The organism is Fimbriimonadia bacterium (assembly GCA_039961735.1).
In the GTDB taxonomy this organism is placed as follows: Bacteria; Armatimonadota; Fimbriimonadia; order Fimbriimonadales; family JABRVX01; genus JABRVX01.
The window spans coordinates 1-12407 of record JABRVX010000064.1 but is presented as its reverse complement, the minus strand read 5'-3'; the positions used below and the strand labels follow the sequence as shown (position 1 = coordinate 12407).

Here is a 12407-nt window from a genome sequence, read left to right as displayed (position 1 = left end):
TTAGGCTCCTTTCCTCAGCCACTTGCGACGTGCGGCCTGCAGGCGCACGCCTAACAACGATGACACTTTGCCAGACGGTATTAGGTGAGCAAGCAAGTAGGTGCGAAGCGCGGCGACTGGTAGCCCGCTTTGCATCTCGCCGTGCTGTGCAACCGATATTCGGCCCGTTTCTTCGGACACCACGATAGACACGGCGTCGGTGCGCTCGGTCACCCCGATTGCAGCCCGGTGCCGCATATGGTACTCGGGATGCGGATGGCTCTCCGGCATGGGTAGCTCGCAGGCCGCGGCCACAATCCGTGCACCCCGGATAATCACCGCCCCGTCGTGCAGGGGATTGCCCGAGAAGAAGAGGCTGGCGATTGCCGGCGCGGACACCTTGGCGTCCAGCGCCACTCCGGTCTTGGCCACATCTGCAAGCTGGCTGGTGCGCTCCACGACGATCAAGGCACCTACACGATTCTTGGACATCTCGGCCGTGGCAGAAACGATTTCCTCAACGACTTCTGCCGGCGTGTCCGTGCCGCTGAACAGACGGCTTCCCGTCCACGGACCGACGCTTCCGAATTGCTCGAGAACCTGACGAAGCTCAGGGAAGAACAAAACGACTAGGGCCAGACCACCCACGACCGTGGCTTTCTCCAGGATGTAATGCAGTGTGGTCATCTCGAGATAGGCGCTGAGCCCGTACACGATGGCGAAGATCAGCAATCCGCCCATGATCGGCCAGGCCCGAGTGCCGCGAACGAGAAGCAGAAGGCGGTAGATGACGTACCAGACAATCAGGAACTCCACGGCTCGCAGCAGCGACCGCGCCCCCAGCCCCGTGATTGCTTCCCAGAACTCCTGCAAACCGCGCCTCCCATGCGCGCCCCTCGACACCCCCCAGCCGCGAGCATGACGGAATGCTAGGCGATGGTCTTCGGGTGAGTACAAGTATATCCCGGAGTAGGTTCGGATAGGGTAGGCCGGGAAGCGGATGGCGGAGGCAAAAAAAAAGGCACACCAGCCAGCCGGTATGCCGAGCACAGTTAGAGGTCGGGAGGAGCGAGGGGTCAACCTCACTCACTGTGTCCCTATGTAGAACGCATGCTCTTTATAACCCGACTATAGCCTGCTCGCTAGCGGCAACTTTGCGAGCTTTGCTCGCCCGGTTCGCGCCATTAGCTGCTGGAGAGGCTGCGCGGTGAAATAACCACGCGTCGATCCGGCTCCAGACCCTCGCTGTACGTGGTCACAGCCTGCTCGTCCCGCAGCACCCTATGAACGATTCGCCGCTCATGAGCCGGCAGCGGCTCCAGCTCTGCCTCCTCCGAGGTCTTTGCCACATGCTGAGCTAGCTCCAATGCCAGCTTTCTAAGCGTCAGCGCACGCTTGGTGCGATAGCCGTCGCCATCTAGCACGAGCCGAACCCCGACATGTTCTTTGCAGAAGATGACGTTAGCCAAGTACTGGAGAGAGTCGATCACCACTCCCTTGCGCCCGATAAGGTGCGGGAGATCAGGCCCCGATAGGTTCAGGTGGATGTACCGGCCTTCGGTCTTCAAGTGACTGACTTGCACCTGCATCTCGGCAGCGGAAACAATGGCGCTGAGCAGGGCGACGGCCTCGTCTACAGCCGTCTCTGGTATTGACACCGGCGGTGCATCCTCGTCCGGGCCAAGGGCCACGGCGAGGAGTTCCTGAATCTCGGCATCGGTCGCTGGTGGGAGTTCCGACTTCTTGGCCGCCGGGGGGGGAGCCGGTTTCGGGGCCGCCTTCGGCTGTGCCGGCTTGTGCGGCTCTGGGGTCTTGGGCGGTGGTGCTGGGGCTACGATGCTTTCCTTGGGGCGTGCCTCACCGACGGTCGCTCTGACACGCTTGTACACGAAGTTGAACAGACCCTTTTTGTCGGGCAGCTCCTCGAAGACCACCTGCGAGGGGTCGGTGACGCCGAGCAACTTCATCGCGGCGTTCTTCGCTTCTTCCAGGGTTTTGCCCGATGCTTCGACTGTTCGCTCCACGAGAACCCTCCAACCGGGCGGTTCTAGCGCCGCCTCTTCTTGTGCTGCTTGGGCACTCCCGTACCCTTTCCGCCACCGACGACTTCCGGCAACTCGAACACCGGCGCTGGCATAGGCTGCTTATTGACCCATACCTGCTGCGCGGTGCTTAGGATGTTGAACGCGAGCCAATAGAGCAGAAACGCGCTCGGCAACCTCCAGAAGTACATCATTACCAGAAAGACTGCGCTGAATACCAGGGCGGTAACCTTCTGCTGCTTCTCCTGCGCCTTGTCCGTTACCATCATCCGCTGCGTGACGTACATGCTGAGCGCATAAAGAATCAGAAGCAGGTGGTCGTGGGTGCCGAGGTTGGGGCCCACCAGCCCACCGGTCGCCTTCGAGATCGTGGGGTTGATCCAAAGGAACGTGCCCTGCTCGAACTCGAACCGATAGGCCCGCATGACGTGGTACACCCAGATCATGAACGGGAGCGGGAGGAACATAGCGAGGCAACCGGAGAACTGGTTGACCCCCTGTTGGCGAAAAACCTCCTGCTGCTTCTCGAGCAGTTCCCTACCCTCGTATCGCTCCTTCAGCTTCTCCAACACCGGCTGCAGAGCCCGCATCTGACGCATCATCTTGAAGCTCGACTGCGCAAACGGATAGGTGAGAGCTCGCACCACGATGGCGATCACCAAAGTCGCGAAGGCATAGGAGAACCACGGAATGCGCCCCGTTGCACGGACCACCCCGTCAATGAACTGATACCCGATACCGATGCCCCAGGTCGGCTCCACCCGGTAACGCCGATTCAACTCGGCATGCAACTCGTCCAACTTGCCTTTGGGCACCAGGCGCTCATACTGCTCGGGCATGGTGCTGCGGAACTTGGTGTACTCCTGTTCGGCAAGGTCGAGGTAGTGATTGCGCTTAGGGATATCCTTCAGGTTGCCCTTGTCCTCGAGGACGCGAGCGTACACGGACCAAGCCTCGGCGCGCTCCTTGCTTTCCGGATAGTGCCGAGCCAAGCTGTCGAGATGCTGCTTGATGACGAGATCGTCCGGGGCTGGCTTGGCGAACTCCTTCTGAACCGTCGTGAGCATGTCCTGCGCCGAGCGGACCTCTTGCTGAGGCTGCTGGCGCCCGCCCACCAAAAGGGTGATGCCGAGATAGGCGACGATGAAGAAGAGCAGCATCGTCATCCAGTTGGGACCTTGTTGCTGTGGCCTTTGGCTCATCATTCAAGACCGCATCACGGGACGGGGTCGTATCCTCCTTTGCCGAACGGGTGACAGCGCAGGACTCTGCGCAGTGCGAGATATAGGCCCTTCAGAGCTCCGTACTTCCGTATGGCCTGCGCGGCGTATTCCGAGCACGTCGGGCTATAGATGCAGACGGGTGGCGTAAAGCGCGAGACCTTCTGGTAGCCTCGGATCGTCGAGGTCAGCGCCCGTTGGGCCAAAGTCATGCGCTCATCGCCCCCATCCGCTTTAGCAGATCCTCCACGCTGGAGTCGATCTGCTCGAACTCCGCCATGAGGATCGCCGGGCGAAGGACGAAGATCAGGTCTAGTCCTGCTGCGATCTTGCCCAGGCGCTTTTCGAGCGCCGCCCTCACGCGCCGTTTCCACAACACCCTCCTGGCCAACTTGCCCAACCTCCGACTGGCAACAACCCCAATACGCGGCCCCTCCGCGTCCGCTCGTCTGCGGATGTGAAGGGTAAGGATCGGGGAATGTGCGAACCGGCCTTCCGCATATACCTTCGCGAAGTCCGACCGCTTCCGCAGACGAGCGTGTCGGGGAAGCACAATGTCGCTTACTTGACGAGCTTTTTCTTGCGCACGACGGCAATCTCATGCCGTCCCTTACGCCGCCGCGCCTTCAGGACGCTCTGCCCGTCTTTGGTTCGCATCCGCACCATAAAGCCGTGCGTGCGATGCCGGTGTCGGTTGTTCGGTTGGTACGTTCGCTTCATATTCCGCCCTTGATTGCCCGCGCATTATACCCGTCCACCCAGCGGCGCGTTGCGAGGGCGCAGAGGGAGGAAGGTGGTGCCGACCGGGGGACTCGAACCCCCAAGCCCTTGCGAGCACTGGCACCTGAAGCCAGCGTGTTTACCAATTTCACCAGGTCGGCGGGAATAAAAAAGGTACCCGACCACGCCGTAGAAGTCAAGTGGGCCGGGTTCGTCGGACGGCGGGGGCGAGGCTGGGGTACACTGCTTTTTCGGCGGGTTCCTTGCCGGCAGACGGCGGCCCATTCTGGGAGCGAGATTTGCAGCACGTTTACTCTTTTCTTCTGTGGATTGACGTCCTGATAGCGGTCATCTTCACCGTCCTGGTCACCTTCCAGGGAGCGAAGGCCGGGGGGTTGACGGGCGCCTCGGCGGCGGTCCGGACAACCTACAAGGGCAAGCCCGGCTTCGATGACTTCATCTCGCGCATCACGCTCGGTACGGGTATCGCGTTTATGGTGGTGACGCTGGTGATGCAGATCATCGCCGCCCGCATCAAGCTCGGCGCGTAGGCGCTCCAAGCCCCAGAGTGGCTCGGCCAGACCGATTCAGGGAGGGGTGTTTGGCACTGTCCTAGCCTCAGCCCTGCGGCTGGCAGCCGACGAGGTCACCGGACGATTGCGGGTCGAGGCCTCGATCTCCGGTAACCGAGTGGGTCGCCGTTGCTACAGCAGCGGAGCAGGCTCGACTCCCGTGGTCAGTGGTCGTGATACAGTGGTCTCACTTCGGTGCTGCCGTCGGGATTTTTCGTAGACTCGCTTCCGCCGTGCCATGCAGGAACGCCTCTGTCCGTGCCGGCTTGTTCCTTGGATCGCATCGAAACGATGCGCAGGCGCACAGAGCCTTCTCCCCACCAGTAGTCCGGACCTGCCTGTTCCGGTGTCATCCCACGGGCCTCCAAAGAAGGATTGCCTTTGGTTACAACGAACAGCCGGGCTTCCGGCTTTCGCTCAATCACGGGCGATGCTTTTGCGGAAGTATCTACAAGCAGATCGCCGAACCAAGCACGGTAGAGCTCTAGCCCGTCCAAAACCGCGGGGGCATCAGGCGCCACGTAGAGCACTTGGTTTTTGGTAGCCCAGACGACGCCCATCCCCAACCACCGCAACATCAGACCACTCCTCGCCCAATACTTCCCATCCTTTGGTCGAGGAGGGGGAATGTATTCCGTTCCGTCCGGTAGAGTGCGAGCGGGCGGATAATCGCTCGGATCGACTGGACGGCTCAGCTCGAATAGAACTTCGGTCCCAGGCTCCAGCACCAGCCACGAGGCCACGGGCTGAGCAGTTTGTGTTTCATCAGTGGTGCCGCGGCCACGAAGCGCCCAGGTCACCGTACCCACGATGACCACACCCACTACCGCAATCACGAGCGGTGCAAACCATCTTCGCTTCATACGAGCCTCCCAAAGAAAGCGATGCCTGGCTCGGTGGGGGCGCGATAAAGAATACTCTCATGATCAACCGCAAGGACTTCGCCGCCGTAGGCGTGCCAATAGCTTACGAAAGCCTCACCCGGAGTCACGATTTCCGCCCCGGGAGTCGGCGGGACCCATGGCGCGTACCCTGAGTCATGCGGCGTATCCGTCATCAGGAACAGGAGTTCGCCGGGAAACACCACCACACGGTGTCCCGCCTCACTGTCGGTTGGTGGCCATCCGACGGCATCGCGGAGGCCTGTCGTTAGCGGATCAGGGTCGGGCAGCCCCCCGGCTGCCATGTCGGAGTTGACTTGGGCAGAGGCTGTAGCAAGCAGCGCAAACGCCCATGCTATGGCACTAATCTGTACCTGAGGATGAATTATGGACCACCGGTTCATTGCCCGCCACCACCTTCAGCCTGCAATCTGGATTGCCAACACAACTATAAGGTTCTCCACGGAGTGCCCGTTCATTACCTTGGCAAATAGGACTTAAGGCCTATGATCGGCGTGGCCGTCGAAGTGACCTCGAGAGAAGCAAGCGAGGCACAAGCACAGGTGAGTCAATGCTTCTTATCCCTCACCATTTATATTGGCAAGTGGCATGCTAAGTTATCGATGCGAGCCAGCAATGCCGAAGCACCAAAGGGGACAGCCGAAGGCGTGTTCAGAAAGGGGCTTCCCGACTTCGCCTCAAAGTGACAGTGGGGTTGTAGCGGAGGTGTGGCGCGGCGGGGTTATGCGGCGCGCTTCGTGGATTCCGCGTCCAGCCCGAGGCGGTCGGGCCACTTGGTATCGGCCGAGGACATCGCATCGGGCTCGCGGGCGGCGACGCGCGTAAGAACGATGTAGAAGATGAACGCCGTTAGGGCGTAGAGGATCACGGCAACCATCATTGCTGCTTCACCAAGCACCATTGTCGGCTAGGCGGGTTGGGGATTGGACCCTAAGACTACTCGTCCGGGTCGCGGCGGATGAGCGAAAGGAACTCGTTTCGAGTCGCGGAGTCGTCGCGAAAGACGCCGATGACGTGGCTGGTCATCACGCTGGAGTGCTGCTTTTCGATGCCTCGCGCCATCATGCACAGGTGCCTTCCCTCGGCTACCACAGCCACGCCCTCGGGCCGAATAGCGTAGTCAATCGCCTCGGCGATCTGGGTCGTCATGCGCTCCTGAACTTGTAGGCGCCGGGCGAAGACGTCCACCACGCGCCCTATCTTGCTCAGCCCGATGATCTTCTCACGCGGGATATAGCCCACATGAACGCGCCCGAAGAACGGCAACAGATGGTGCTCGCACAGGCTGAAATACTCTACGTTGCGCACGATCACCATGCCGTCTCCGGTTGCCTCGAAGAAAGCGTCGTTCAGCACTTCGCGCAGGTCCATCGAGTAGCCGCGGGTGAGGTATCTCATGGCCTCGGCAGCGCGGCCGGGGGTCAGCAGCAGGCCTTCTCGCGACGGGTTCTCTCCGATCTCGGTCAGCAGGTTGCGATAGATCTGCTCCAAGTTGTCTCCCATCTCACTCGTCCCCCACGTATTCGAAGAAGTTGTTCGGCGTCTCGTGGATGCCGACCTTGTGCAGCCTGCCCGGGACCTTCCCCACGAGGCGATCCCAGATCACTCTGCACAGGTTCTCGGTGGTGGGGACCAAATCGTGGAACTCGGGGACTTCCACGTTCAGGTAGCGGTGGTCCAAGACTTCGACGACCTCCTCGTGGACCACGCGGTCCAGAGTGTCCAGGTCCAACATCAGTCCCGTCACAGGATCGGGGCTTCCTGCCAACGTGACCTCGAGCACGTAGTTGTGCCCGTGACCATAGGGGTTGTTGCACGAGCCGAAGATGGCGACATTTTCTTCGTCGCTCAGAGCCGGGTTGTGCAGCCGATGCGCCGCGCAGAAGTCGTACCTTCGGGTCATCAGCATCTTCTCCTCCTCATGCGGCAGGTAATCCAGAGATAGATAGGGGGACTCGACCAGCCGAAGCCGAGTGATGGTCAGCGGTCCCACGCCCTCCGCAAGACGGGCGTACAGGTAGGGAGCGAGGACCTCCAAAGACGGAGGACGTTGGCCGAACTCGGGCACCTGCTTGTTGAGCCAAGTGCCGTTCAGCGGGTTGACCACGCGCTCTCGGAGCAATGCGTCGAGGTTCGCCAGGTTCACCACCATGCCGGTGTTCGAGCAGACACCGCCCTCGACGGTCAGTTCCACGCGATAGTCGTGCCCGTGCGGCCAGGGCGACGCCGTGGACCCGAAGACGGCCCGGTTGTCCGCTTCGCTAAGTGCATCGAGCCAAAAGTTGTGGGCGGCGCTGAAGTGCACAGCGCGTGTAACCCGGTGCATTGCCATGTAGTGATCCTCGAACGCAGTGGCCGACGGGGCACGTGACTTGCATTCTTTCTTTTATTATGCTAAATAATGTCGAGCGTTCGCGAAGGGGAGGGCGATCACCGTGTACATCGAGCAGGACTACAGCGCGTACACCGAGGCACACCACCGCACTTGGGCAACGTTATTCGAGCGCAGAATGGCGACGCTTCCAGACCAAGCCTGCGCCGCGTTCCTCCGTGGCCTCGATATCATTGGTTTTGACCCAATGCACATGCCCCGGATTGGCGATGTGAACGCGAAGCTGGAGCCGCTGACGGGCTGGCAGGCCGCTCCGGTCGGCGGGTACCTCCCGGCGAAGGAGTTCTTCACTTCGCTTTCGCAGCGCAAGTTCCCCACCACCATCAGCATCCGGCCGGAGGACCAGCTCGACTACCTGCCGGAACCGGACATGTTTCACGACGTGTTCGGACACGTGCCGATGCACACGGACCCCGTTTTCGCAGACTTCCTGCAGAAGTTCGGCGAGCTGGGGATGGGGGACTTGAGCGAAGAGGAGCGCACGAGGCTGGCTCGCCTCTTCTGGTTCACCGTCGAGTTCGGCCTTATCTCTGAGGACGGTCGCATCAAGATCTACGGCTCCGGGCTATGCTCCTCGCCGGGCGAAGGCGCCTATGCACTAACGGACGCGGTCGAGAAGCTGCCCTTCGACGCAGAGCGGGTGATGAACCAGCCGTTCGAGATTGACCACTATCAACCGCTGCTCTTCGTGGTGGACTCGTTCGAGCAGGTGTACGAGGCCTTGGAGGAGCAGTTGGGGCGACTTGCGGCGCTGCAATAGGCGCTAAAGCTTGCTGAGGTATACGAAGCAGCGGACCACTGCCCAACCGAGCGGCACCATGAGGATGACCAAGGCGAACCAGTTCACCATTTCGACGGGCAGCAGCCAAGCCAGGGGGAGCGTCAGAACAGAGAGCCCGGCAGTCGCGATTCCCGCTGCCGCGAGCGCACGACCCGCATAGCGGTTAGCTGGGTACCAGACCTCGTCCGATGAAAGTGTCTTAGGTGTGCGGAACCCGTACCAGGGATTGCGCTTGACCCGTCCGGCGGCGAGCGGCAGACCGACGACACAGATCAGCAGGCCCAAAACTCCCATAACAAGAAGCATTCCCGTCGTCAAACCCCCCTATCGGTGTAATCGCTAAGCCATAAACCTACGGTGGAGATACCGGTCCGGTTGCGCCGGCAAAAGTGTTAGCAGATTGTTCACGTTCGACTGGGAGTCTGTCAACCCGCACGATATCGGCACCGGACCGGTGACGAATCGGCACCCGACAGGCCATACTACATCCAGCGCCACATAGGCGCATTCCTCGTTGGTAAGGTCATGGGGGACGAGATGGGGACTTATCGGATTGCTACGCTGTTTTTGGCCTTTGCAGCTCTTGTCGCATCGGCTTGGGCGACTGAAGTCAAGATACTCGACTGGAACATCAAGCGGGCGGTCGGCGCCAACAGCCCCAATTCGGCCGCTCAGCCGTACATGGCGCGGATCGTCAACTACCTCGATCCCGACATCTGGCTGATCCAGGAACTAGGTGGCAACACCTCTGGCTGGAACTGGGTCAACCAGCGCGCGGCGCTAGACACTTTCATCCAGACCTACCTGACCATCTACGGACCCTCGCCGCAGCGGGATGTGAACTACTACGTGTACGTGAACACCCGATCCGACGGCTACACGAGCTGTGCGGTGGTGAGCAAGTACCCGTTCTATAGTGCGACGGACGTGTACATCGGCTCTCCCGGCCGTGGGTTTACCTCGACACGAATCAACGTTCCCGGCACGAACGGCTTGCTAGTGTTCACCGGTCACTTCGACTCGGGCGGGACTACCACGGACGCTCAGAACCGCCAAGTCAACGCGGAAGGCGCGCGGGACACCGTGAACTACATGGCCTCGCTGTATCCTGGTAGCGCCATCGTACTTACCGGCGACTTCAATGAGAACGAGGATGCCGACTTGCCGAAGGTTTACCCGCTCGGCACCACGCTTCCTAACGGACACACTTACTGGCCCATTACGACGGTTCTTCAGACGCCCACCTACGATCTAGTCCCGCTGCAGCCGTTCGGCGACAAGCGAACCTGGCGCTCCACCACGCCGTCGCAGCGGTTCGACTACATCATGGTGTCCCCGAACAACGGGGTGAGGGACAACGTGACGGTTCTCAGCAAAGGCGTGTTCAACAGCGCACAGAACACGCCGCCCGGGGTGTTCGCGGGAGACAGCGCAAACGCCTCGGATCATCATGCCGTGTGGACCGTACTGGATGTGACCGCAGGTGCAGGACTGGCGACCGTGACCGGCCGCGTGACGCTGGAAAACTATGTGGGGCCTGCCGGCTTGATGGCACTGATGCAGTTCCGCGCTCCCGGCACGCAGACGGTTCTCCACTCGGACCTTGCCACGTTGGGCGCCTCTGGCGATTACAGCCTCAGCGGCGTGCCTGCAGGCACGTACGACGTTGCCGTGAAGTTCCCGAATTGGCTGCGTCAGGTGCTACCCAGTCGGGTCATAGTCGGACCGACGACCACGGGCGTGGACTTCACGCTGCGCAACGGAGATGCCGATGGCAACAACGCCGTGGACCTGGCCGATCTGAACACAGTACTTACCTACTTCGGGAATCCCGGAGGGATGGGAGACCTCACGTGGAACGGCTCCGTGGACCTGGTGGACCTGAACATCGTGCTGACCAACTTCGGCCTGCAGGGCGATCTATGAGTTGCCACTCGCTCGCAGCAGTCGAAGCTTGGCATGCACCCGAATAATGTCGCCGGTAGCGAGACGGGACCCCTCGCCGTAGTTTTGGGTCCACTCCCAGAGTCGCGCACCCGTGCCACCCGACCACTGCAGGATGTGTAGGGTGATACGGTCGGGCTCGACCATGGCGCGGACGGATTGCGTTCCATCAGACAATACCGCGACGCCTTGGTCTCCCTCGGCACGCAGCGAGGCCCAATAGACGCTGCGCTTCGTGGAGCGGAAGTCGTTGCAGCCGAGAGGCGTATTGTCCCAAGACCAGGGCCTCTCCGGCGGCACGCCGTCTCCACTCTTACGGAACGCCAGCGACGAACCACGCGGCCTGCCGATGTGATCCTCTGGATAGTCCGTCCACTCGGCCCTGCGCTCCCAATCCAGTGTGTCGCAATCGCGCGGTACGGAGAGGCGTAGGCCCACCTCGCGGGCGAGTATGTCGGGCCCCGAGTAGATGAACTCGGCGGAGCACTCGACCTCACCGTTGGGTTGCACTAGGTAGTCGTAGCCCCCTTTTAGGTCCTGATACTCGCCTTCGATTCGGATGCGCACACCCGCCCCTTCCGGCGACACGCTCAGGCTCGACAATCGCCACGAGCGCTCGTCCAGTAGCGGCGCGAGCGGTCTCCCCGTTGGCAGAACGTGAAGAGAAGGCAGTTCAAGCAACACCGTCTCGCCGTCTACCGTGCAGCGTCTCAGCCGTCCACCCATATGGCCGTATGAACCGGGCGCACCCTTGCCAATGGCGAGGTCGAACCCATCACCGGTGATGCGGTAGGAATCGCTGTTCAGGGCGGCCTCTTCTGTCAAGACCAGCCGCTCGCCAAAGCCGCGCGTCACCGGCGGCTGGGGCCTTGCGGACCCGCCGACGACGAGCGTGACCCTGTCCACCTCCACCGAATCCTTTACGAACACGAGGCTGATGGCCTCGCCGTCAGTGAGGCGGCGAGGTAGCTGAACACCGATCCGTCCGCGTGAGTGGGGGGGCAGAGGATGGGTGGCAGTGACGATTTCCTCACCCATCTTCCAGCGGACGGACAACTCGGAGAGGTCGGTGAAGTCGTATCGGTTCTCGACCTCCACTTCCACGCGATTACCTTCCATCACATACGGCCCGCCGAGCACGGCGATGGGCGAGTGCAGTTTGCGAACGTGGAAGAACTCGGGCTTCTCCCGCCTCCATCCATCCACAACGCCCCACGGGGCGTCGCCGACGATCCCGCGTCCCTGCATCTTGTAGTCGGCGTCGAGGAACAGCGTGGGTGGGGCGCCTCGTCCATACTCGTAGCCGCGCCCCGGAATACAGGTTAGGTCATCGGACCAACACCAGATGAAGGACCCTTGCGTAGTCTTGCTGTCCAGGAAGCGGCGCATCACCTCGATCAGCGGCACGCCATATAGGTCTCGCAGCCCGGGGTCTACCCAAAGCTCCCCGAAGTCCCCCCAGATGCCTTGGAAGATGCACAGGCTCTCGTCGAAGAATAGCGGCAGGTTGCGCCCTTCGTGTTCTTCGATGCGCTGGACGCTCATCGGGTTGTGCAAGGTAGCTATCTCGAGGTCGGCACTGGTGGCCGCACCACACGGCCGTGAGGGGTCCCACTTCTTCACCCACTCGTGTGCCCGCTCGAAGGCCCAGCCGAACCGGCTCTCGTTACACAGGGACCACATGAAGACCGATGGGTGATTCCTGTCACGTGCGACCGTCTCTGCCTCTAGCTGCAGGATGCGGGGAGCGAACCGCAGGTCGTCCGCAGCACCCACCCAACAGAAGGGAGCTTCCGCCTCTACGTACAGGCCGAGCCGGTCGGCCGTGGATGGGAGGGAGGGCACGGGTGGGTAG

General features: G+C 61.3%; 16 protein-coding genes and 1 tRNA gene. 3 read left to right on the top strand and 14 right to left on the bottom strand.

Annotation, left to right across the window (positions count from 1 at the left end; translation table 11 throughout):
- From HRF45_13115 to HRF45_13085, 7 genes are all read right to left on the bottom strand, one after another.
- Positions 1 to 852, bottom strand: coding sequence for a TIGR00159 family protein (locus HRF45_13115; GenBank protein ID MEP0767462.1), 852 nt, complete (start codon positions 850 to 852; stop codon positions 1 to 3).
- Positions 853 to 1163: 311 nt separating this feature from the next.
- Positions 1164 to 2003, bottom strand: a complete 840-nt coding sequence (locus tag HRF45_13110) for a KH domain-containing protein (GenBank protein ID MEP0767461.1) — start codon at positions 2001 to 2003, stop codon at positions 1164 to 1166.
- 23 nt (positions 2004 to 2026) lie between these two features.
- Positions 2027 to 3187: a membrane protein insertase YidC gene (locus HRF45_13105; protein MEP0767460.1), complete on the bottom strand. Its 1161-nt coding sequence runs from the start codon at positions 3185 to 3187 to the stop codon at positions 2027 to 2029.
- Positions 3188 to 3237: 50 nt separating this feature from the next.
- Entirely contained in the window at positions 3238 to 3453 is a 216-nt protein-coding gene (gene yidD, locus HRF45_13100) for a membrane protein insertion efficiency factor YidD (protein ID MEP0767459.1), read from the bottom strand.
- A complete protein-coding gene (gene rnpA, locus HRF45_13095) occupies positions 3450 to 3794 on the bottom strand; it encodes a ribonuclease P protein component (protein MEP0767458.1) in 345 nt (114 codons plus the stop codon). The genes yidD and rnpA overlap by 4 nt, the downstream gene beginning before the upstream one ends.
- Positions 3795 to 3802: 8 nt before the next feature.
- Complete coding sequence (gene rpmH, locus HRF45_13090) at positions 3803 to 3961, bottom strand: 50S ribosomal protein L34 (GenBank protein MEP0767457.1); 159 nt, start codon at positions 3959 to 3961, stop codon at positions 3803 to 3805.
- 74 nt (positions 3962 to 4035) lie between these two features.
- A tRNA-Leu gene (locus HRF45_13085) sits at positions 4036 to 4122 on the bottom strand.
- 138 nt (positions 4123 to 4260) lie between these two features.
- Here HRF45_13085 and secG point away from each other — a divergent pair.
- Positions 4261 to 4512: a preprotein translocase subunit SecG gene (secG, locus tag HRF45_13080; GenBank protein MEP0767456.1), complete on the top strand. Its 252-nt coding sequence runs from the start codon at positions 4261 to 4263 to the stop codon at positions 4510 to 4512.
- A 185-nt stretch (positions 4513 to 4697) separates the two neighbouring features.
- Here secG and HRF45_13075 read toward each other — a convergent pair whose 3' ends face one another.
- From HRF45_13075 to HRF45_13055, 5 genes are all read right to left on the bottom strand, one after another.
- Positions 4698 to 5396 carry a hypothetical protein gene (locus HRF45_13075; GenBank protein MEP0767455.1) on the bottom strand — a complete coding sequence of 233 codons (699 nt, stop codon included), beginning with the start codon at positions 5394 to 5396 and terminating at the stop codon, positions 4698 to 4700.
- Positions 5393 to 5818, bottom strand: coding sequence for a hypothetical protein (locus HRF45_13070; GenBank protein ID MEP0767454.1), 426 nt, complete (start codon positions 5816 to 5818; stop codon positions 5393 to 5395). Before HRF45_13070 ends, HRF45_13075 begins: the two co-directional genes overlap by 4 nt.
- 338 nt (positions 5819 to 6156) lie before the next feature.
- A complete protein-coding gene (locus HRF45_13065) occupies positions 6157 to 6315 on the bottom strand; it encodes a hypothetical protein (protein ID MEP0767453.1) in 159 nt (52 codons plus the stop codon).
- A gap of 56 nt (positions 6316 to 6371) precedes the next feature.
- Complete coding sequence (gene folE, locus HRF45_13060) at positions 6372 to 6938, bottom strand: GTP cyclohydrolase I FolE (protein MEP0767452.1); 567 nt, start codon at positions 6936 to 6938, stop codon at positions 6372 to 6374.
- Between the two features lies 1 nt (position 6939).
- Positions 6940 to 7767: a 6-carboxytetrahydropterin synthase gene (locus HRF45_13055; GenBank protein MEP0767451.1), complete on the bottom strand. Its 828-nt coding sequence runs from the start codon at positions 7765 to 7767 to the stop codon at positions 6940 to 6942.
- Between the two features lie 97 nt (positions 7768 to 7864).
- Between HRF45_13055 and HRF45_13050 the strand changes: the two genes are divergently transcribed.
- Positions 7865 to 8587: a phenylalanine 4-monooxygenase gene (locus HRF45_13050; GenBank protein MEP0767450.1), complete on the top strand. Its 723-nt coding sequence runs from the start codon at positions 7865 to 7867 to the stop codon at positions 8585 to 8587.
- A gap of 3 nt (positions 8588 to 8590) precedes the next feature.
- Here HRF45_13050 and HRF45_13045 read toward each other — a convergent pair whose 3' ends face one another.
- Complete coding sequence (locus HRF45_13045; GenBank protein MEP0767449.1) at positions 8591 to 8902, bottom strand: SdpI family protein; 312 nt, start codon at positions 8900 to 8902, stop codon at positions 8591 to 8593.
- A gap of 231 nt (positions 8903 to 9133) precedes the next feature.
- Here HRF45_13045 and HRF45_13040 point away from each other — a divergent pair, with 231 nt between their 5' ends.
- Positions 9134 to 10534: an endonuclease/exonuclease/phosphatase family protein gene (locus HRF45_13040; GenBank protein ID MEP0767448.1), complete on the top strand. Its 1401-nt coding sequence runs from the start codon at positions 9134 to 9136 to the stop codon at positions 10532 to 10534.
- Here the strand turns inward: HRF45_13040 and HRF45_13035 are convergent.
- The coding region (locus tag HRF45_13035; protein MEP0767447.1) for a hypothetical protein at positions 10529 to 12407 on the bottom strand (1879 nt) is incomplete at its 5' end. The genes HRF45_13040 and HRF45_13035 overlap by 6 nt on opposite strands.